Below are 20239 nucleotides of genomic sequence, written 5' to 3' on the forward strand. Positions count from 1 at the left end.
GGGCGGGTGCGGGGCCACCACGGTGCGGGGCGTCAGTCGCGGCGCGGCGGGAGGGAGTGGACGCCGAGCGGGGGCAGGCCGGCGGCCGAGCTGAGCGCGGCGCAGAAGGCGTCGGCGTGCGCGGCCAGCGCCGGGGTGCTCGCCGTCCACGACGCGCGCAGCTCCAGCTGGTTGGTGCGGGCCGGACCGGCCAGGTCGCCGAAGCGCACCGAGGACGTCACGGTGACCGTGCCGCCCAGCGCGGTGTAGTCCGCCCCACTCTGCACCAGGGCGTCCAGCAGCCAGGTCCAGCCCACGTCGGGCAGCAGCGGGTCGTTGGCGGTGTCGGCGTCCAGCTCGGCCTGGATGTAGGCGACCAGGCGCAGGGTGCCGTTCCAGGCGTCGTGGCCGTCCGGGTCGTGCAGCAGCACCAGGCGGCCGCTGGCCTCGCTGTGCTCGCCGTCGGCGCCCTCGACCTCGGCACCGATGGCGTATGTGTAGGGCGCCAGCTTCTGCGGCGGGCGGATGGGGCCGAGCTCGATCTCGTCCCGTGCCGAGGCAGCGGACAGCGCGGACACTGCCTTGCGGAACTCCTCTGGCTGGGCCAGCACACCGGACATCGTCACACGAACGGACGCTAGCCGCGGGCTGGTCCCGCGGACCGGAGGCGCGCCGGTCGGACCCGTCGCGCCGGAGGGGCTGTGGCGGCGCCGGGCCGGGCTCGCGTCATGGCAGCATGGACCCCGAGATGAACAGCCACGGTAGTACCTCAGTCATCCCCGCCACCGGGGCCCGCCGCACGCTGCCGGACGCACCGCTGCTGGCGGCGGCGCGCGGCCAGCAGCCCAGCCACCGACCCATCTGGTTCATGCGCCAGGCCGGCCGGTCGCTGCCGGAGTACCGCGAGGCGCGGAAGGGCATCGGCATGCTCGACGCCTGCTTCACGCCCGAGCTGGTGTGCGAGGTGACCATGCAGCCGGTGCGCCGACACCACGTGGACGCCGCCATCTTGTTCTCCGACATCGTGGTGCCGCTCAAGGCCGCGGGCATCGACCTGGACATCGTCGCCGGCACCGGTCCGGTGGTGGCCGAGCCGGTGCGCACCAGTGCCGACGTCGCCGCGCTGCCCCCGCTCACCCCGGACCAGCTGGCCCCGGTGGCCGAGGCCGTGCGGCTGCTGGTCGGCGAGCTGGGCGAGACCCCGCTGATCGGCTTCGCCGGCGCCCCGTTCACCCTGGCCTCCTACCTCATCGAGGGCGGGCCGAGCCGCAACCACGAGCGCACCAAGGCGCTGATGTACGCCGACCCCACCACCTGGCACGCCCTCCTGGGCCGGCTGGCCGACTCCACCATCACGTTCCTCTCCGCCCAGGTCGAGGCCGGCGTGGACGCGGTGCAGCTGTTCGACTCCTGGGCGGGTGCGCTGTCGCTGGCCGACTACCGCGAGTTCGTGCTGCCGCACTCCGCGCGGGTGCTGGAGGCGGTCGGCACCGCCGGGCTGCCGCGCATCCACTTCGGCGTGGGCACCGGCGAGCTGCTCGGGGCCATGGGTGAGGCCGGCGCTGACGTGGTGGGCGTGGACTGGCGGGTGCCGCTGCGCACCGCCGTCGACCGGGTGGGGCCGGGCAAGGCGCTGCAGGGCAACCTCGACCCCGCCGTGCTCTTCGCCGGTCCCGAGGCCGTGCAGCGGGAGGTCGCGCGGGTGCTGGCCGACGCCGACGCCGCGCTCGCTGCCGGGGCCACCGGCCACATCATGAACTTGGGGCACGGCGTGCTGCCCAGCACCGACCCCGACGTGCTCACCCGGGTGGTGGAGCTGGTGCACGGGGCATGACCACCCCGTCTGCGCCCCGCACCGACGGCTCAGCCTCGGTCGCCGTGGTGGGTGCTGGGATCTCCGGCCTGGCCGCGGCGCAGCGGCTGCGCACCCTGCTGGGACCGCGGGCGCAGATCACCGTGCTGGAGCAGTCCGCGCGGATCGGCGGGGTGCTGCGCACCGTGGAGCTGGCTGGACGTGGCTTCGACGTGGGGGCGGAGGCGTTCCTCACCCGCCGCCCCGAGGTGCCGGCGCTGCTGGCCGAGCTCGGCCTGGCTGAGCAGCTGGTGCACCCGGCAGCGGTGCCGGCCAGCGTGCTTGCCGGGGGCCGCCCGCACGGCCTGCCCCCGCGCAGCGTCATGGGCATCCCCTCCAGCGTGGACTCCGTGCGCGGGCTGCTCAGCGACGACGCGCTGCGCCAGGTGGCCGCCGAGCCCGAGCGTCCGCTGCGCTGGGAGCCCGGCAGCGACGTCGCCGTCGGGCAGCTGGTCCGCGAGCGCCTGGGTGCGGAGGTGGTGGCCCGCTCGGTGGACCCGCTGCTGGGCGGGGTGTACTCCGGCAGCGCCGACTCCCTCGGCCTGCGCGCCGCCGTGCCCGCGGTGGCCGCGGCCCTGGACGCCGGTGCCCCCAGCCTCACCGCCGCGGCCGCGCAGGCGGCACCGCAGCCCCAGCCCGGGGTTCCGGTGTTCGGGGCGCTGCGCGAGGGCTACACGAGCCTGCTCGAGGCGCTGCGCGAGGCCGCCGCCGCCCGGCTGCGCACCGGCTGCACCGTCACCGCGGTCGGTACCGACGCCACCGGCTGGTGGGTGGACACCGCGGACGCCGGCCGCGAGCGCTTCGACGCCGTGGTGCTGGCCGTGCCCGCCCCCGCCGCCCGCCGGCTGCTCACCGACGTGGCGCCGCGCGCGGCCCACGCGGCCGCCGGCATCCCCCTCGCCTCCTGCGTGGTGGTGGGGCTGGCCTACGACGGGGAGCAGGTGGACGCCCAGCTGCCGCAGACGTCGGGGCTGCTGGTGGCCACCGGGGAGGCGCTGCACGCCAAGGCCTTCACCCACTCCAGCCGCAAGTGGCCGCACCTGGGTGGCGACGGGGTGCTGCGGCTGCGGGCGTCGCTGGGTCGCTACGGCGACGCCGCGGCGCTGCAGGTGGACGACGCCACGCTGCTGGCCCAGGTGCGGGCCGACCTCGAGCAGGTGCACGGCATCACCGCGGCCCCGCTGGGCGCCGTGGTGCAGCGCTGGGGCGGGGGCCTGCCCCAGTACGGCCCCGGCCACCTGGACCGCGTGGCGGAGATCGAGGACGCCGTGGCGGCGGTGGCCGGGCTGGCCGTCGCGGGATCGATGCTGCACGGGGTGGGGGTGCCCGCCTGCATCGCCACCGGTCGGGCGGCCGCCGAGCGTGTCGTGCAGCACGTCACCACCTGTGCCGAGGGCTCGACCGCGGTGGCACGATAGGTGCCATGGCACACCTCGACTACGCAGCGCTGAACTCGCAGATCCGCTACACCATGTTCTCGGTCTTCAAGACGCGCCCCGGCGCTCTCGGGGACGACCGCGCCGCCGTGGCGCAGGAGGCGCAGGAGTTCCTGGACTCCCTGGAGGGCAAGGGCGTCGTGGTCCGCGGGATCTACGACGTCGCCGGCATGCGGGCCGACGCCGACTGGCTGATCTGGACCCACGCCGAGACCATCGAGCAGCTGCAGGAGGCCTACTCCGGGCTGCGTCGGGACACCGCGCTGGGCCGGGCGAGCGACCCGGTGTGGTCCAACGCGGCCCTGCACCGCCCTGCCGAGTTCAACAAGGGCCACCTGCCGGCCTTCATCGCCGGGGAGGAGCCGGGCAAGTACCTGTGCCTGTACCCGTTCGTCCGCTCCTACGAGTGGTACCTGCTGCCCGACGCCGAGCGCCGCCAGATGCTGGCCGACCACGGCAAGGCCGCCCGCGGCTACGCCGACGTCCGCGCCAACACCGTGCCCTCCTTCGCACTGGGCGACTACGAGTGGCTGCTCGCCTTCGAGGCTCCCGAGCTGCACCGCATCGTGGACCTCATGCGTGACCTGCGCGCCACCGACGCCCGGCGCCACGTGCGCGAGGAGGTCCCGTTCTTCACCGGACCGCGCGTGCCGGTGGCGGAGCTGGTCTCGCACCTGCCCTGAGCGGCGCCACTCGCCGCCAGCCTCCAGACAACACAGCACCGCGCGGGCCTGCCGCGCGGTGCTGTGTCTTTCTGGGGAGTACCGGCTAGGCCTCCGGGGTCTGCTGGGCGTTCTCCTTGGGCACCAGGCGCATGGAGATGCTGTTGATGCAGTAGCGCTGGTCGGTGGGGGTGGCGTAGCCCTCACCCTCGAAGACGTGGCCCAGGTGGCTGTGGCAGGACGCGCAGATCACCTCGGTCCGCTTCATGCCCAGCGTGCTGTCGTCGCGCAGGATCACCGCGTCGGTGCCCGAGGGCGCGAAGAAGGACGGCCAGCCGCAGTGCGACTCGAACTTGGTGTCGCTGCGGAAGATCTCGGCGCCGCAGGCGCGGCACTCGTAGACGCCGGTGGTGGTGGTGTCGGTGTACTCGCCCACCCCCGGGCGCTCGGTGCCCGCCTTGCGCAGCACCTCGTACTCGGCGGGGGTCAGCTTCTCCTTCCACTCCTGCTCGGAGAGCACGACGGAAGGGGTGGCGTGCGTGTCTTTCATGGCGACCACGCTAGTCCGGCCGTCGCGGTGCGCGCACCGGGGAGGTGGGCGCTTCACTCTGGGCGCAACCGGGCCGATCGATGGCCGCGCGAACGGCAAAGGGCCGCTAGAGCATCCCTGAGATCGCGACGAGGGCGTTCCACACCGCGTAGAGCACGCCCAGCAGCACCAGCGCCACCACCGTCACGGCCACCAGCCGCCGCAGCCCACCCGCCCGGTTGGCTGAGGTGGCGAAGTCGCCGACCCCCGCGAGGTAGCCCTCCACGGTGAAGCTGGGGCGGGAGCGCTCGATGCGGTCGAGGTGGGCGGCGAAGGCCTGCGCGTCCGGGTCGTCGGGATCCAGGCCCACCAGGTCGTCGGCGAACCGGCCGGGCGGCAGCGGTGGGTCCAGCGGGCAGTCCTCGTCCCGGCCGGGGTCGGGGCCGGTGACGCTCATGCGGTCCACCGTAGCGCTACGCCGGGCAGATGGTGCCTGCCTGCGGGCGGGTGCCGTCAGCCAGGTAGGCCGCCACGGCAGTGCGTGCGCAGGCCGACGCCGGCAGCACCGGGTGGCCGTAGCCCTGCCAGCGCACCAGGGTGGCGTCGCTGCCGGCCTGCTGCACGCTGGTCACCGCGGCCGGGGCGCCGCTGGGCCCGGCGACGGGGTCGGCGGCGGGTGCCAGCACCAGCACCGGCGGGACGGCGCCGAGCTCACGCACCTGTGGGGCGGTGGCGGGGGTGGGCCAGGACAGGCACAGCAGCAGCCGGGCCGCTGCGTCGGCGCCGAACACCGGCATCTCGGTGCGCCACTGGGCCAGCAGGGTGGAGACCTGCTCGGCGGAGGGCCGCAGCGCCACGTCGCTGCACCGGGCGACGAGCTCGGCGTCCACCTGCCCCGGCGGCGCGCCGGTGGAGCCCAGCTGTGCCAGCGCGGTGCCGTCGCCGGCCCGGGCCCGCTCCAGCGCCGCCGGCAGGGCCCGCGCGCCGTCGGGGCTGGACAGCGCCCGAGCGAGGAGGCCGGGGATGGCCCCGGCGGCGAGGCTGCCCCCGGCCGCCGGCAGGCCGTTGCGGGCGCGCGCCTGGTTGAGCACGTCCAGCACGGTGGCGGTGGCGTCCGGCCCGGCGGGGCACTGGGTGGCCGCGCACTGGGTGCTGAACGCCCGCAGCGCCGCCTCAGCGCCGGTGGCCTGCTCCTTGGCCATTGTGGCGGCGTCGGCTCCGTAGGAGGCGGGGGAGTCCAGCACCAGCCGCGACACGTGGTCGGGGTGGGCGATGCTGTAGCGCAGCGCCACGGCGGCGCCGTCGCCCAGGCCCAGCAGCGCCAGCCGGTCCACCTTCCATGCCGTCCGCAGCACCTCCAGGTCGCCGGCGGCGTGGGCGGCGTCGTACCCCAGCTCCGCCGGGCTCAGCACGTCGGTGCAGGACTGGGTGCTGGTGCGACCCAGCTGCTGGATGGTGTCCAGCGCGGAAGGGTCGGGGCCGGAGGCGTCCACGGTGGTGATGTCGGTGCGCTGGGCGGCGGACAGGCAGGACACCGGGTCGGAGGTGCCCAGGCCGCGACGATCCAGCGCCACCACCGGGTGCTGGGCCAGCAGCGCGGCTCCGTCAGCCCGGGCCCACCGCGCCAGGGCGGTGCCGGAGGGCTCGTCCGCGCCGGTGGTGAGCACGACCGGCGCCGCCTCGCGGGGGGTGTCGGCGGTGCGGGCCCGCACCAGGCCCAGGCTGAGGCTGTCCGGCAGCTGGTCGTCCACCGGCGCCGTGAGCGTGGCGCACTCCAGCGTCACCCCGGCGGGCAGCGGCGCGGGGGAGGTCTGCTGCAGCCAGGTGCTGGAGCAGCTGCGCCAGGTGAGGTCGGTCACCGGGGCCTGCAGCGGCGGGACGGCGGCGGGGCTCGGGCTGGGGCTCGGGGAGGCCGGCGCATCGCTGCGGACGGCGATGGTGGGACGGTCGGAGGGGCCGGCGCTGCACCCGGCGACGGCGGCGGTCACCAGCGCTGCCGCCAGCACGATCACGGGGACGCGTCTCACGCCGGCAGCATGCCAGAACGTGGGTGTGCCCGCGGTGAGCGCTCAGCGCACGCGGGGCGGGGCGTGGCGCCGGCGGTGCAGGGTGCGCACGGGGTGGGCGCAGGCGTCCAGCACCGCCCGGGCACCCCGGCGGCGGGAGGTGAACTGGACGTCGCCGCGGAAGTCCCGCTGGTCGTGCTCGGCGGCGGCCGGGCCGTACAGGCGGCGGTAGGTGGCGAGCACCTCGGCGAAGCGGTCGGGATCACCACCGACGTCCGGGTGCAGCGCGCGCAGCTGGGCCCGCAGGCTGCGGCGGCGCTGGTCGCCGGTGGGCTCGTCCATCACCGGGCCGAGACTAGCGCCGGCGCACCCAGCGCAGCAGCATGGTGGCGTCGTCGTCGCAGAGCACGTGCCCCAGCGACAGGCCGCGCGGCTCGCCGGCGGGGCCGGTGGCGATGCGCCCGGCGCCGCCCAGGGCGAGCAGCGGTGCGGTGGTCAGGCACACCTCGTCCACCAGGTCGGAGGTCACCAGGTCGCCGAACAGGGTTGGTCCGCCCTCGCAGAGCACCCGGTACAGGCCCTGCTCGGCCAGCACGGCCAGCAGGGTGGCCGGCTCCACCCGCTCCACCCCGGCGGTGTGCACCTGGGCACCGGCGGCCCGCAGCGCGTCGCCGTGAGCCTCGGCGCCGCGGGTGGTGGTGATGACCAGCGGCGCCACGGTGGTGTCGGTGAACAGCGGGGCATCGGCGGCCAGGTTCCCGCTGGCGGTGACCACGGCGATCGGCGGCACGGGCGCCTGGCCGCGGGCCTCCCGGGCGCGGCGCAGCTCCGGGTTGGTCCGGGCCCCGCGGTAGCCCTCCGCCCGCGCGGTGCCCGCACCCACCACGATGACGTCGGCCAGCTCGCGCAGCAGCGCAAACACCTTCTGGTCCGACGGGGTGGCCAGCCCGGCGGTGCGACCGTCCACGCTCACCGCGCCGTCCACGCTGCTCACGAAGTTCACCCGCACCCAGGGCCGCACCAGCTCCGGCGGGTAGGCGTAGAGCGCCCGCAGCTCAGCGTCGGACAGGTCGGCCTGGTTTGAGTCGGCAGCGCCTGGTGTGGTCAACGACTCACCGGCGGACAGCATTTTTCGCACGTCCCAGATCACACCACGCCGATATTCTGGGTGGATGCCTGACCACCTCGTCGACCGCCGTCCGCACCTGAACCAGGACGAGCTGGTCGCCGCCATGGTGCCCCCGGGACGCTTCGGTGACGTGCGCTTCGAGACCTACCGCCCCGACCCGGACGAGCCGAGCCAGACGGCGGCCGTGGAGGCCGCCCAGGCCTTCGCCCGGCAGATCAACGAGCAGCAGACCGGCAAGCGGGGTCTGTTCGGCCGCAAGGCCAAGACTGTCACCGGTGCGGGTCTGTACTTCGACGGCGGTTTCGGCGTGGGCAAGACCCACCTCCTCGCCTCGCTGTGGCACGAGGTGCCCAGCCCGAAGACCTTCGGGACCTTTGTCGAGCTGACCCACCTGGTGGGGGCGCTCGGCTTCGCGGCCACCGTGGAGCGGCTGTCCACCCACCGCCTGCTGGCGATCGACGAGTTCGAGCTGGACGACCCGGGCGACACGATGGTCATCACGCGCCTGCTCTCCGAGCTGAGCGCCGCCGGCGTCAACGTCGCGGCCACCTCCAACACGCTGCCCGGCCAGCTCGGTGAGGGCCGCTTCGCCGCGCAGGACTTCCTGCGCGAGATCAAGACGATGTCCGACCGCTTCACGGTGCTGCGCGTGGACGGGCCCGACTACCGCCACCGCGACCTGCCGCCGGCGCCCGACCCGGTCTCCGAGGAGGAGCTGGTGGCCGCCGCGGAGGCCATCCCCGGCGCCACGCTGGACTCCTTCGACGACCTGTGCGCCCACCTGGCCACGCTGCACCCCTCCCGCTACGGCGCGCTGGTCCGCGACCTGCCGGCTGTGCACCTCTCCGGCGTGCACGCCGCTGCCGACCAGGCGATGGCGCTGCGGCTGGTGGTGTTCGCCGACCGGCTCTACGACGCCGACATCCCGGTCACCGTCTCCGGTGCCCCGCTGGACAAGATCTTCACCGAGGAGATGCTCAACGGCGGCTACCGCAAGAAGTACCTGCGGGCGACGTCGCGGCTGGTGGCGCTGTCCCGCCTCGAGGCCGCGGTCTAGGCGCTGGGGTCTAGGCGCTGGGGTCTAGGCGCTGGGGATTTGGGCGCCGCCGTCCAGGCCCCAGCCTGCGGCGAGCGACCCGCTCGCCGAACCGCTGCGGGTCCTCGCCGCGAACAATGATCATGCGGCGATCGAGGATCATGGACGGACGAGTGCTCCTGCCGGTGGTGGCTGGGCTCGTGGTGCTGTCGGCCTGTGGCAGCGGCGGCTCGGAGACGAGCCAACCCGCCCCCGCGAGTGCTGCACCCACCACCAGCCCAGCCGCCGCTCCGGGCCTGCCCCAGGCCTGTGCCCGCTACGGAGCGGCGTCGACGATCGCTCGGCAGGTGGTCACCTCGGCGGCCGAGCCCGTGCTGGCGTCGGCTCCGGCGTTCGTGCTGCTCGGCGTGCGCCAGGGCGCCACCGACGCCGCGGCCGCGGCCCCCTCGGCGGCGCCGGTGTTCAGTGAGGTGGTGGCGGCCGTGGACGACCTCGACGCCCAGGCCGTCGCGCGGCTGCCCAGCGGCGCCGATGGCTCGACCACCCTGGTGCAGCTGCAGCCGCAGCGGCTGGGCGCAGCCCTGGACGCCGCCGACGCCCTGTGCCGCAGCGCCGGGTGAGGCACCCGCGCCCGCCTCGGTCCATGCCGCGTCAGTCCTTTGTGGATCCTGTGGGTGGCGACCGTGTCGGCGTGCGCGCACCGAGGGCGCCGGGCAAGGTGTGGGGCACCACCGGGTCCGGTCTCCACCGGGCCTGGCCCCCGCCGAGGAGAAGGAGCACGTCCATGGGTGCCACAGTGATCAAGCGCGGGCTGCTGGCCGGAGGCGCCGGCGTGGCCGCGCTCAACGCGGTGACCTACCTGGACATGGCGGTGCGCGGGCGGCCGGCCAGCAGCACGCCCGAGCGCACGGTGGACACGCTCACCGACAAGGCAGGGCTGGTCATCCCCGGGGACGCGCCCACCAGGGACAACCGCCGCACCGCCCTCGGGGCGCTCAGCGGCATCGCCACCGGCGTGGCGGTGGGTGTGGCGGCCAGCGTGGCGCGGGCAGCCGGCTTCGCGCCCCCGGCTCCGCTGGGTGCGGTGGCCACCGGCGCGGCGGCGATGGCGGTGAGCGACCTGGGCATGGCGGCGCTGCGGGTGAGCGACCCGCGCACCTGGAGCGGCCGAGACTGGGCGAGCGACGTGGTGCCACACCTGGCCTACGGGCTGGCGGTGCGCTCGGTGATCCACGCCCAGCCCACCCCTGCCGAGCGCGTCAGCGCTGCGCCCACCAGGGCCTCCGCCGGCCTGCTCACCCGCTCGGCCCTGCTGGGTGTGGCGGCAGGGGGGCGCAGCTCGCTCGGGCTGGCCGGACCGGCCCTGTCCAGCCGTCGCACCGGGCGGCTGGCTCGCGGGGGTGCCGTGCTGGGCGTGGCCGGGGAGATGGTGATGGACAAGCTGCCCACCACTCCGAGCCGGCTGGCGCCTCCCGCGCTGGGCGGCCGAGTGGCCAGCGGCGGCGCGGGTGCGGTCGCCCTGTCCCGGCGGGAGCACGCGCAACCGCTGGTGCCGGCGACGGTGGGAGCGCTCGGCGCCCTTGCCGGCTCGCACGCCGGTGCGGCCTGGCGCAGCTGGGCGGCGGGGCGGATGCCGGACTGGCAGGCCGCGCTGGTGGAGGACGTCGCCTCGGTGGCGCTGGCTGCCGTGGCGTGCCTTCCCGGGCGTCCGGCCGCCGGGATCCAGCCCCCTCCCGGTCCCCGCTACCCCGAGCTCGCCGGCCGGCGCTGACTCGACTTCACGCGTGTGGCGCAACACTTCCGGTCGGGCTTCGCTGGGTCCGCCCGGTCGATCTGTGATCTGATCAGAGCCGACGTTGAGCACACAGCGTCCCCACGTTTGCCGCGTCCGTCATCGGACGTGCGGACTAACGCTCATTGACTGTCCCCAGAGATGTCCCTGACATGCCTGAGAGCTGGAGGTCTTGATGTTCGACAAGTCCAAGGCAGTACCCCCGGAGCCGATTCCCGGCGCGCCGGGCAGCGGAGTGCCGACGGTCGAGGAGCCCACCGCTCCGGTGCCGCCGCTTCCCACCAAGCCTGACCAGACCGAGCCCGCGCTGGGCTCGCCCACCGGCAAGCCGCTCGACGGCCCCGCCGACGCGCGCGGGCAGGGCGGGGAGTACCTCACCACCGCCACCGGCGTCCGGCTGCCCGACACCGATCACTCGCTCAAGGCCGGGCCGCGTGGGCCCCTGCTCATGCAGGACCACCACTTCCGCGAGAAGATCATGCACTTCGACCACGAGCGCATCCCGGAGCGCGTGGTCCACGCCCGCGGCACGGGAGCGCACGGCGTCTTCCAGTCCTACGGCACCGCCACCAACCTGACCAAGGCCGGCTTCCTGGCCAAGGACGTGGAGACCCCGGTCTTCGTCCGCTTCTCCACGGTCGTCGGCAACCGCGGCTCCGCCGACACGGTGCGCGACACCCGAGGCTTCGCGACGAAGTTCTACACCCAGGAAGGCAACTTCGACCTGGTCGCGAACAACATCCCGGTGTTCTTCATCCAGGACGCGATCAAGTTCCCGGACATCATCCACGCGGCCAAGCCCCACCCGGACCGCGAGATCCCGCAGGCCCAGAGCGCGCACGACACGTTCTGGGACTTCGTCTCGCTGCACACCGAGGCCACCCACCACGTCATGTGGCAGATGTCCGACCGCGCCATCCCGCGCTCCTACCGGACCATGGAGGGCTTCGGCGTCCACACCTTCCGCCTGCTCAACGGCGAGGGTGAGACCACGCTGGTGAAGTTCCACTGGAAGCCCAAGCTGGGCGTGCACTCCCAGCTGTGGGAGGAGGCGCAGCTGACGGCCGGTGTCGACCCCGACTTCCACCGTCGCGACCTGGCCGACGCCATCGAGAGCGGCGCGTTCCCCGAGTGGGAGCTCGGCGTGCAGGTCTTCCCGGACACCCCGGAGCAGACCTTCGAGGGCATCGACCTGCTCGACCCGACGAAGATCGTGCCCGAGGAGCTCGCCCCGGTTCAGCCGATCGGCAAGCTGACCCTCAACGGCAACACCACGAACTTCTTCGCCGAGACCGAGCAGATCGCCTTCCACACCGGTCACCTGGTGCCCGGCATCGACGGCACCGACGACCCGCTGCTGCAGGGCCGCAACTTCTCCTACCTGGACACGCAGCTGACCCGGCTGGGGGGACCGAACTTCAACCAGATCCCGGTGAACCGGCCGCACGTGCCGGTCAACGACATGTTCCGGGAGGGCTTCCACCAGCACGCCGTGCACCGTGGCGTGGCGCCCTACCGGCCCAACTCCCTCGACGGCGGCAACCCCGCCGAGGCGGACGCAGCCAGCGGCGCCTTCATCGAGGTGCCGCAGCCGATGGCCCCCGACGCCACCAAGGTCCGGGCGCTGCCGGTGTCCTTCGACGACCACTTCACCCAGCCTCGGCTGTTCTGGAAGAGCATGAGCGCGGTGGAGCAGGAGCACATCATCCAGTCCTTCACCTTCGAGCTGGGCAAGTGCTACGAGACCCCGGTCCGTGAGCGCACCCTGCAGGTGCTGGCCAACGTCGACCCGGTGCTGTGCGCCGGCGTAGCCACCGGCCTCGGCATGCCCGTGCCGTCGCCGACGGCGGACCTGCCGGACGTGGTGGCCAGCCCGGCGCTGAGCCAGATCGGCCAGACCTGGCCGTCTGACGGCCGGATCATCGGCATCATCGCCGACGACAGCAGCGACCTCGGTGCGGTCGCCACGGTGCGCGACGCCATCCAGCAGGCCGGCATGGTCCCGCTGGTCATCGGCCCGCGTGGCGGGGCGGTGGGCACGGGCAAGGACACGATCGTGCCGCAGCGCACCTTCCTCACCGCCCGCTCCGTCGAGTTCGACGCGATCCTGCTGGCGGGTGCTCCCGCGGTGGCTCCGGACGCGACGGACAACCTGGACGCCAAGGCCGGTGACCCGGCGCACCTCAGCGACACCGTCGACCCCCGGGTCACGCTGATGCTGGGCGAGGCCTTCCGCCACGCCAAGGCGATCGGTGGCTGGGGCCAGGCCGAGCAGGCGCTGGCGCTGGCCGGCTGCGTCCCGGGCACGCCCGGCGTCGTGGTCGGTGACAACGCCGAGGCCGTGCTGGCCGGGGTGCTGGAGCTGCTCTCCGCGCACCGCGTGTGGGACCGCTTCCCGCCCTCGGTCGCCGTGAGCTGACCACTCTGGTCTGAGCACTGCACGAGGAAGCCCCCTGCCGAACGCGGCGGGGGGCTTCCTCGCGCTCAGGGGGTCAGCCGGTGGTCAGGAAGCGGGTGATGCCGTCGGCGATGGCCCGCGCGTAGGGCGTGCGACCAGCAGGGGTGGACACCGCGGCAGCCTCGGCGGGGTTGCGCAGGTTGGCGCACTCCACCAGCACGGCGGGGCCGGTGGCGAGGTTCAGCCCGGCCAGGTCGGACCGCGGGTTGAGCCCGTCGCTGCCCAGGTAGGTGGACGGGGTGAGCCCACCGGCCACCATCGCGTCGCGCATCGTGGTGGCCAGCCGGACCGACGGGCCACTCTGCGCGGCGCTCAGGGGCGGGGCGGAGTACGCCACGTGGAACCCGCGGCCACTGGGCGGTGCCCCGTCGCCGTGCAGGCTCACCACCACGTCCGCACCGGCACCGGCGGCGGCGCGCTGGTCCACGCACGGGCCCAGCCCGCTGTCGCTGTCGCGGGTGAGGCGCACCGTCGCGCCCTGGGCGGTCAGCAGCTGCTGCACCTGCTGGGCCAGCGCCCAGGTGAACGCGTGCTCGGCGTAACCCTCGGCGGTGGAGGTGCCGGTGGTGTTGCAGGCCTTGGTGCCGCCGCGACCGTTGGGCACCTGCGCGTTGAGGGCGGCGGGGTCGGTGCGGCCGTTGTGCCCCGGGTCCAGCACCACCAGCTTTCCGGTGAGCGGACGCACGGCCGGCGCGGCGGAGCCGGCGGCAGGGGCCGGCGGCGGGCTGGGTGCGGGGACGGACAGCTCCGTCGTCAGCGGAGCCGGTGCCTCGGCGGGTGCGGGGGTCTGCGCGCCCTGGCAGCCCGTGAGCAGGACGGCCGCCAGCACGAGCCCGCCCGCCCCGCGCCTGGTCAGCACGCGGGGGACACTACGGGTCGACGCCTCAGCCCCCGGCCAGGTACTGCCGGATCCCCTCGGCGATGCCGCGGGCGTAGTCGGCGCGACCCTCCTCGCTGGCCGCCCGTTCGGCCTCCACCGGGTTGCGCATGTTGATGCACTCGATGAGGACGGTGGGTCGGGTGGAGAGGTTGAGGTTGGCCAGGTCGTCGCGGGTGGCGATGCCCGCACCGGCCAGGTAGGTGGCCGGCTGGTGGCCCTGCTCCACCATGGCGTCGCGCAGCACGGAGGCCAGCCGCACCGCGGGTCCGGCCTGGGCGTCGTTGAGCGGCGGGTCGTTGTAGATCACGTGGAAGCCGTGCTCGTCGGAGTCGGCACCGTCGGCGTGGATGCTCACCACCACGTCGGCGCCGGCGGTGTTGCCGATCGCGGCCCGGCGGTCCACGCAGGGGCCCACGCCGTCGTTGTCGCCCCGGGTGAGCCGCACGGACGCCCCCTGGTCCTCCAGCAGGGACCGGGCGTGCTGCGCCACCGACCAGTTGAAGGCGTGCTCGGCGTAGTTGTCGTCGGTGGACGTCCCGGTGCTGTTGCACCCGGCTGTGCCGCCGCGTCCGTTGGGTACCCGCTCGTCGAGGGGGTCGGGGTTGTCCGCGTTGCCCCCGTTGTGTCCGGGGTCGAGCACCACGAGCTTGCCCGCCAGGGGACCGGCAGCGGCAGCGGTCACGGGGTTGGATCCGGCCCGGGGCGGGGCGGGATCCGCGGGGGCGGCCGAGCGTGCCTGCGGCAGGATCGCGGCGAGCAGTGCCGCTGCGAGAAGGCCCGCGGTGAGAAGTGCACAGCCGACGAGGCCGGCCCCGACTGCCCTGGGTCGCTGCATGCGGTCGAGGCTACGGAGGCTCGCAGCGGTTGCCCACACGAATGGCGACCCCTGCGCGGAAGGTGTCCGAAGATCCGGTTTTCTGTGTTCCTGCTGGTCAGCGTCTCGAAAGCCTGCCGTCAGGGAGTCACGGCCAGCGCGGTGAGCACCTGCAGGGCGAGGGTCTGGTCGCCGCCGATGGTGAGGCGGTCGGACATCGCGTCCGGGCTGCGGCGCCCACCGCCGAGCATCGTGAAGGTCTCGGTGTCCATGGCCAGGCTGACGGTGGGCGAGCTGGGCGGCTGCTGCGGAGTGCGGGCGCGGCCGTCCTCGCCGACCTCCACCGCGGCGGTGAACCCGTGCGGACCGGACACCTCCAGCGCCACGACGGTGCCGGCGGGGGGAGCCACCCGCTTGCCGACCACGACGGGCAGGGCGCGGGAGAACACCCCGACGCAGTGCGCGGCACCAGCGGTGTCCAGGTGGCCCGGCCGGCCCACGGCGCGCCGGATGTCCTGCTCGTGCATCCACATGTCCACCACGCGGTTGCTCAGCAGCACCTCCCAGCTCCACGGGGTCCCGCCCGGGGTCACCGCTGCGGGCGAGGCGGCATCGCTGGGCGGGTTGGCGGCGAGGCTCTTGGCGCGCGCCTGCACCGAGGAGTCGAGCTCGTCGATGATTTGCGCCGGCGTCCAGTCGGCGCGCGCGATGCAGCCGGACTCGGTGTAGCGCGACATCTTCCCGGTGAGGTGCGGCAGGTCGGGCACGTCCACCCGCGGCTGCGGCACACCGGCCAGCTCGGCCTCGATGTGGGCCAGGTGCGCGGCGACGGCGTGCACGTCCCAGCCGGCCAGGTCGGTGGGCCGGCTCCAGTCGTCAGCGTCCAGGGAGCGCAGCAGCTCCAGCACGTCGTCAGCGCTGCTGCGCCACGCCGGGATGTAGGACGCGAGAACCTGCTCATCGGCTGCCATGCAGGCACAGTAGGGGATGCGCGCCCGCGCGTGATTGAACCCGTGGTTCAGGCCCCTTCGCCAGCACCCTGTTCGGCGACGTCCTTGATGGCCGCGAGGGTCACCGGGATGCCGCGGTGTGCGGCCGCGATCAGTGCAGGGCTGCGACCTGCCAGGTCTGCGGTGGGGACTTCAGCCAGTCGAGGTCCCACCACTGCTGGCCGAAGAACAGGGCGAACGCCATCCACGCGATGGCCGGCACCAGCAGCGTCGCGAAGCTGCGCTCCAGGGCGGAGTCGGTGCGCCCCAGCAGCGGCAGGCGCACCACCAGCTTTGGCAGCAGCGGGTACAGGATCGGGACGCCGTCCACGGTGAGGATGTCACCGACGATGTGGCCGATCACCCCGAACCCCACGGCGTAGGGCACCCACCACCAGTCCTCGATCAGCTGGTACGTCGCGGCGGTCGCCGCGGCCGCCTCCACCACGTACAGCAGCTCGGCCTTGCCCGAGCGGTGGTTCGGGGACAGGCGCAGGATCATCGCGAACAGGTAGTAGCCGACGAACACCACGGGGACCAGCGCGTCCCGCCCGAAGCGGGTGGCGAGCGTCGTGACCAGTCCGACCATGAGCAGGGCCATCCACACGGTGTGGGTGCCCCTGCGGTGACCGCCGGAGAGGTTGTTGACGACCCGGGAGAGTGCCTTGGTGACCGGCCCGAGGGTGCGAGCCAGGGTGGCGTGGGGGTGGTCGAGGTCGGGCAGCACGCCGAAGCCGCCGACGATGGCGGCGAACGCGAGCAGGGTGGCCACCGGCATCGGGTGTTCCCCGACGTGGCGGGCCAGTGGTGCGGCGCACGCCAGCCCGATGGCCGTCGAGCTGAGCACGTGGGTTCGGCCCATGCACACGTGGAGGTCTCCTGGCGGGTTCGTCGGACGTGGACGAACCACCGGGCGTGCGGCAAGGAGCCAGCTGTTCCCCGCAGGTGGGACAGAGACGAGTGCGACCGACGGCGAGGCTCGCGCTGCGACGCAGACGTCGCGGGTGCGCGGTGACGCTGAGGGCGGCCGGCGCTGCGGTTGTCCGGTGGTTCGCCGGGAACTTTACAGGCGTCAGCTCACACTTCCCCCGGTCGGGGGCAGGTGCGCTGGCTCGCCAATCCCTGTGCTGCTGATCAGGATTCGGTGTCAGCGAGCGCTCGGCGTCGAGCGGGGGTCGTCGAGCACGGCGTGCCCGCCGAGGTTGGCGCGTGCACCCGCTCGCCGGCCCGCCTTGAGGCCGGCGGCACTCAGGCGTGGCTGCCGTGTGGTCTCCCGCTGCGGGTGCGCCTCGTTCATCGCCTGCTCCACCAGCGCGGACCGGTCGGCCAGGACCAGCTCGACACCCGTGGCGCCGCCGGACTTGGCCTCTTCCCGGGAGGTCTTCTCCGCCTGCACCAGGCGAGTGAGGACCGTGGAGGCGTAGCCGGTCAGCCAGGCTCGCCGGTAGGGGATCGGGTTCTCCTCGGCCGGCACCTGCAGGCGAGCCATCCCTCGCGCGGACTGCAGCAGCAGCGAGGTGTACAGCAGCTCGATGCGCTCCATGTCCGCGGTCATCGCGTAGACCACCGCACTGGCCTCGCGTCCGCGCTGGGCCTTGCGGAACCCTGCCCGGCCGCCCAGGGCGCTGGCGACGACGGTGAGCAACATGCCCTTCTGCCTGGCGTAGGGCGCCGCGAGGCCGATCGTGCGGCTCTCGACCCGCTCGCGTCCCCAGTCGGCGGCGGTGAGCAGGGCCTGGTCGATGCCGTACTTGCCGATGAGCTCCATGGCGCGGGCAGTGAAGGCCTCAGCCTCCTGCGGGCCGGTGTTCGGGTGCTCAGCCTGGGCGAGCATCGCGCGGACCCTGCTGAGGAGGCGGTCGTCGTGGGTCATGTCGGTTCTCCGTGGGGGTGCAGGGCGGGCCCTGCTCGTTGCGGCGCCGCAGGCCGCTCTGCTCGGCGACTGCAGTGCACTGCTGCGGGCGCCGATGCACTCGGCGGGGGAGTGTACGGACTCGAGCGGCCCGGACCGCAGCGTGGTGGCGCGGTGCGGCGCACCTCGATGCCTTCAGGCGAGGGGACTCCGTCCAGCGGGTGCCCCGGCTGGGGTGGTCGGCAACGGCGAGACACGCCGCCGGAGACGACAAAACGCCCGGCCGCATTCCTGCAGCTCGAGGGTCTTCTTGGCGGCGAGCGGTACTGGTGTGCACGAGTGGCTGCGGTCCCCGGCCGCCCCGGGGTACCTCGACGGGTGCTGAACCCCGCCTCTCCGCAGTGACAGTGCGGCGTGTTGCGCCCGGGGGTGGCTGCTGGGTGCAGCCACCCCCGGGCGACGCTGACGCGGACGGACTTGAACCGCCGACCTCTTCCTCAACAAGGAAGCGCTCTATCCATCTGAGCTACGCGCCAGTACCGGACGCCCTACGGACGCCGGTCGGTATCTCCGACGGGACTCGAACCCGTGTCTCCGCAGTGAAGTGCGGCGCCCTGACCTCTGGACGACGGAGATGCAATGCAGCGCCGGCAACGGCGCTGCCCGTGCCACCGCGGGTGCGGACGGCAGGGAGTGGAGAGGAGGGGAGCTGAACCCCTGACCCCGCAATGCCGAGGCGCTGCAGGGCGTGCTGAACAATGGCAGTAATCAATTCGGTCTGTACGTTGTTCTTGCCCTAAAGAATGGCACGTGGTGTGCCTTCTTCCCCCAGGGACCACGCCCTAGGGTAATGCGTACCCGTCAGCACCGATGACTGGTCTCACGGGGTGACGTTCATGTGGCCTGCCGATGATCGTGGACGATTCTTTCGCAGTCGTTCCGACCAATGTTCCCCAGCAGCAAAGCAGCTATGTTCGGGGCCTCACGCAGCCCTGCGCGTCATGCGACCGATGCATTTCCTCGGTGTGGCCGGGGGCGGTCATGTCCTGCGGTGTCCGAGAGCGGCTCCTTTCGTCGTCGTGGCCGGGAGGGATTCCCGGGGGGAGCAGGTGGTATGGCCTGGGTGGGGGTCTGACCTGGGACTATGTGCACCCGTGGGGCCTTCGCTGGGTCTACCGACTGTCGGTTCTGCCCAACGCAAAAGGACCGCCCCCGGCTGGGGGCGGTCCTGAACGTGACCCTGGGTTTCTCACTCAGGTTCGCATTCAGGTTGCCTCCAGCCAGCCGCTGTGCTGCCGCCCCGCGTGCGGAATGGTCTCGTTCTGGCGGATGCCGAGCTCGCCCATGCTCAACGGGGTGACGCGGGCTTTCGCTGAGCACACAACCACGCCGAAGGAGCGCTCGAGGCGCTTCGACTGCGTGGTGGTCGCGAACATCAGGAAAGCCTTTCAGGTCGGATTCGGCGGCACAGTGGCGTGCTGCTGTTCAGTACTCTACGCGATGATGTGAGAATCGCAAGGGGTGTTCTGCGGAGCATTCTTCAGGGTCTCGTGGACGAACCTCGTGGGCGCACACTGTGTCGAAGTGTCGGCGCTCGTGCACGCCTGGCGAGAATTGTTCGGGCCTGCGGTGTCTGATGGAGCTGAGCGGGACAATGGGCAGGGAATGCCGCCCACACGAGGGCATGAGCGCACAGGCCGAGGCCGCCGTCCGCGAGCTGTCCCTTGTCCGGGGCCGTCCCTCGCCGGGGCGCCAGCGACTAGCCCTACCGCAGTTTGACCGTCGGCTCCGACGTCGTCCAGCACGGGCGCACCCGCACCCACGGCACCGTCACCCGAGAGACGTTGGCCGACGCCGCCGTGGAGGCCGCGGACGAGCGAGTCGTCGCGAAAGATGGCCAAGAACTGCCAGCGGTCGCCCGAGCCGGCTACCTCGACCACTCCCAGCGGTGTCGCGATGCACGCCCAGGCGGCGATCAGCGACAGGAGGCCTACCAGCAGCCACACACCCAGCGCGACCTGCACCGGGCTGCGCGGGACCGGGTGCAGGGCGTGGGGTGGAGCGCTTCTGGCGGGGGCATGGTCCCGTTGCGGCGCAGTGTCACAGAGCCCTGGGCGTGCCGTGACCCGGCGGTCAGCACGGCGCGACCGGGGCTCTCGGCGCGTACATCCAGATTCACCTTGGCGCTGTCGACATCGCGACGCTGCCAGGGGCTGGTTGGATTGTGGTGCCCGTGGTCGGAGCACGCGATCAGACAGGCTGCGCTTCCGCTGAGACACCTACCAGGCACGCCACCGGCACAAAAAAATCCCCCGACCGCATTGCTGCAGCTCGGGGGGTCTTCTTGGTGGTGGGCGATACTGGGATTGAACCAGTGACCTCTTCCGTGTCAGGGAAGCGCTCTCCCACTGAGCTAATCGCCCTAAGGTAAACGTTCGATCGAGGCGGAGACGGGAATCGAACCCGTGTACAGGGCTTTGCAGGCCCTTGCCTAAGCCACTCGGCCACTCCGCCGGGAGAGCCCGAGTTACAGCCTCTCGAGCGGATGACGGGATTCGAACCCGCGACCCCAACCTTGGCAAGGTTGTGCGCTACCAGCTGCGCTACATCCGCACTCGCTCCGTCCTGCGGGGCGTTGGCCCTGCTTGGCGGTGCGAGAGGAACAGTAACTGAGGGGTCCAGCGATATCCAAACCGGGGGTGCCCCCTCCCGGGGCGCACGGTTCGTCGGCCGGGTCCGACGCCCCGCTGACCAGCCGCGACGGCGCGATTATGGCCTGCGCCACTCCGTGTTGCGGGCCTGGTGGGCGTGCGGATGGACGACGA

The 20239-nt window shown here is 73.2% G+C and carries 19 protein-coding genes and 5 tRNA genes; 7 read left to right on the forward strand and 17 right to left on the reverse strand.

The window, feature by feature from the left end; translation table 11 throughout:
• Positions 1-32: 32 nt before the first annotated feature.
• Positions 33-599 carry a DUF3000 domain-containing protein gene (locus AC3YNX_RS11325; protein WP_127784805.1) on the reverse strand — a complete coding sequence of 189 codons (567 nt, stop codon included), beginning with the start codon at positions 597-599 and terminating at the stop codon, positions 33-35.
• Positions 600-715: 116 nt separating this feature from the next.
• Here AC3YNX_RS11325 and hemE point away from each other — a divergent pair, with 116 nt between their 5' ends.
• The 3 genes from hemE to hemQ are packed head-to-tail and all read left to right on the forward strand — an operon-like array spanning position 716 to position 3950.
• Positions 716-1813, forward strand: coding sequence for a uroporphyrinogen decarboxylase (hemE, locus tag AC3YNX_RS11330; RefSeq protein WP_241248887.1), 1098 nt, complete (start codon positions 716-718; stop codon positions 1811-1813).
• The gene (locus AC3YNX_RS11335; protein ID WP_489995540.1) at positions 1810-3249 is read left to right on the forward strand and encodes a protoporphyrinogen oxidase; all 1440 of its coding nucleotides are present in this window, start codon (positions 1810-1812) and stop codon (positions 3247-3249) included. Before hemE ends, AC3YNX_RS11335 begins: the two co-directional genes overlap by 4 nt.
• Positions 3250-3254: 5 nt before the next feature.
• A complete protein-coding gene (gene hemQ, locus AC3YNX_RS11340) occupies positions 3255-3950 on the forward strand; it encodes a hydrogen peroxide-dependent heme synthase (RefSeq protein ID WP_127783293.1) in 696 nt (231 codons plus the stop codon).
• Between the two features lie 85 nt (positions 3951-4035).
• Here hemQ and msrB read toward each other — a convergent pair whose 3' ends face one another.
• The 5 genes from msrB to AC3YNX_RS11365 form a co-directional block, all read right to left on the reverse strand.
• Entirely contained in the window at positions 4036-4479 is a 444-nt protein-coding gene (gene msrB, locus AC3YNX_RS11345; RefSeq protein WP_127783290.1) for a peptide-methionine (R)-S-oxide reductase MsrB, read from the reverse strand.
• A 106-nt stretch (positions 4480-4585) separates the two neighbouring features.
• On the reverse strand, positions 4586-4915 hold the full coding sequence (locus AC3YNX_RS11350; protein ID WP_206517990.1) for a hypothetical protein: 330 nt from the start codon (positions 4913-4915) through the stop codon (positions 4586-4588).
• Between the two features lie 16 nt (positions 4916-4931).
• The gene (locus AC3YNX_RS11355) at positions 4932-6485 is read right to left on the reverse strand and encodes an alpha/beta hydrolase (protein ID WP_127783289.1); all 1554 of its coding nucleotides are present in this window, start codon (positions 6483-6485) and stop codon (positions 4932-4934) included.
• Between the two features lie 42 nt (positions 6486-6527).
• On the reverse strand, positions 6528-6809 hold the full coding sequence (locus tag AC3YNX_RS11360) for a hypothetical protein (RefSeq protein ID WP_489995541.1): 282 nt from the start codon (positions 6807-6809) through the stop codon (positions 6528-6530).
• Positions 6810-6819: 10 nt separating this feature from the next.
• Complete coding sequence (locus tag AC3YNX_RS11365; RefSeq protein ID WP_489995929.1) at positions 6820-7593, reverse strand: pyrimidine reductase family protein; 774 nt, start codon at positions 7591-7593, stop codon at positions 6820-6822.
• A 43-nt stretch (positions 7594-7636) separates the two neighbouring features.
• Between AC3YNX_RS11365 and zapE the strand changes: the two genes are divergently transcribed.
• The 4 genes from zapE (at position 7637) to AC3YNX_RS11385 (ending at position 12840) form a co-directional block, all read left to right on the forward strand.
• The gene (gene zapE, locus AC3YNX_RS11370; protein WP_489995542.1) at positions 7637-8650 is read left to right on the forward strand and encodes a cell division protein ZapE; all 1014 of its coding nucleotides are present in this window, start codon (positions 7637-7639) and stop codon (positions 8648-8650) included.
• 140 nt (positions 8651-8790) lie between these two features.
• Complete coding sequence (locus AC3YNX_RS11375) at positions 8791-9249, forward strand: hypothetical protein (RefSeq protein WP_489995543.1); 459 nt, start codon at positions 8791-8793, stop codon at positions 9247-9249.
• 164 nt (positions 9250-9413) lie between these two features.
• Positions 9414-10400, forward strand: coding sequence for a hypothetical protein (locus tag AC3YNX_RS11380; RefSeq protein ID WP_489995544.1), 987 nt, complete (start codon positions 9414-9416; stop codon positions 10398-10400).
• Positions 10401-10596: 196 nt separating this feature from the next.
• On the forward strand, positions 10597-12840 hold the full coding sequence (locus AC3YNX_RS11385; RefSeq protein ID WP_127783281.1) for a catalase: 2244 nt from the start codon (positions 10597-10599) through the stop codon (positions 12838-12840).
• 73 nt (positions 12841-12913) lie between these two features.
• Here AC3YNX_RS11385 and AC3YNX_RS11390 read toward each other — a convergent pair whose 3' ends face one another.
• From AC3YNX_RS11390 to AC3YNX_RS11440, 11 genes are all read right to left on the reverse strand, one after another.
• Positions 12914-13738 (reverse strand): N-acetylmuramoyl-L-alanine amidase, encoded by an 825-nt coding sequence (locus AC3YNX_RS11390; RefSeq protein WP_489995545.1) that lies wholly within the window; start codon positions 13736-13738, stop codon positions 12914-12916.
• Between the two features lie 25 nt (positions 13739-13763).
• Positions 13764-14441, reverse strand: a complete 678-nt coding sequence (locus AC3YNX_RS11395; protein ID WP_241248884.1) for an N-acetylmuramoyl-L-alanine amidase — start codon at positions 14439-14441, stop codon at positions 13764-13766.
• A 272-nt stretch (positions 14442-14713) separates the two neighbouring features.
• Entirely contained in the window at positions 14714-15544 is an 831-nt protein-coding gene (locus tag AC3YNX_RS11400; protein WP_489995546.1) for a maleylpyruvate isomerase family mycothiol-dependent enzyme, read from the reverse strand.
• A 130-nt stretch (positions 15545-15674) separates the two neighbouring features.
• Positions 15675-16424 carry a metal-dependent hydrolase gene (locus tag AC3YNX_RS11405; protein ID WP_489995547.1) on the reverse strand — a complete coding sequence of 250 codons (750 nt, stop codon included), beginning with the start codon at positions 16422-16424 and terminating at the stop codon, positions 15675-15677.
• Positions 16425-16709: 285 nt separating this feature from the next.
• Positions 16710-17435: a DUF2786 domain-containing protein gene (locus AC3YNX_RS11410; protein WP_489995548.1), complete on the reverse strand. Its 726-nt coding sequence runs from the start codon at positions 17433-17435 to the stop codon at positions 16710-16712.
• A 441-nt stretch (positions 17436-17876) separates the two neighbouring features.
• Positions 17877-17950 (reverse strand) — tRNA-Asn (locus tag AC3YNX_RS11415).
• Between the two features lie 29 nt (positions 17951-17979).
• Positions 17980-18050: transfer RNA gene (locus AC3YNX_RS11420), tRNA-OTHER, on the reverse strand.
• A 629-nt stretch (positions 18051-18679) separates the two neighbouring features.
• A complete protein-coding gene (locus AC3YNX_RS11425; protein WP_489995549.1) occupies positions 18680-18850 on the reverse strand; it encodes a hypothetical protein in 171 nt (56 codons plus the stop codon).
• Positions 18851-19762: 912 nt separating this feature from the next.
• Positions 19763-19837 (reverse strand) — tRNA-Val (locus AC3YNX_RS11430).
• Between the two features lie 19 nt (positions 19838-19856).
• Positions 19857-19928, reverse strand: a tRNA-Cys gene (locus AC3YNX_RS11435).
• Positions 19929-19954: 26 nt separating this feature from the next.
• A tRNA-Gly gene (locus tag AC3YNX_RS11440) sits at positions 19955-20027 on the reverse strand.
• Positions 20028-20239: the final 212 nt, after the last annotated feature.

The organism is Rhodococcus sp. Z13_19A (assembly GCF_058133575.1).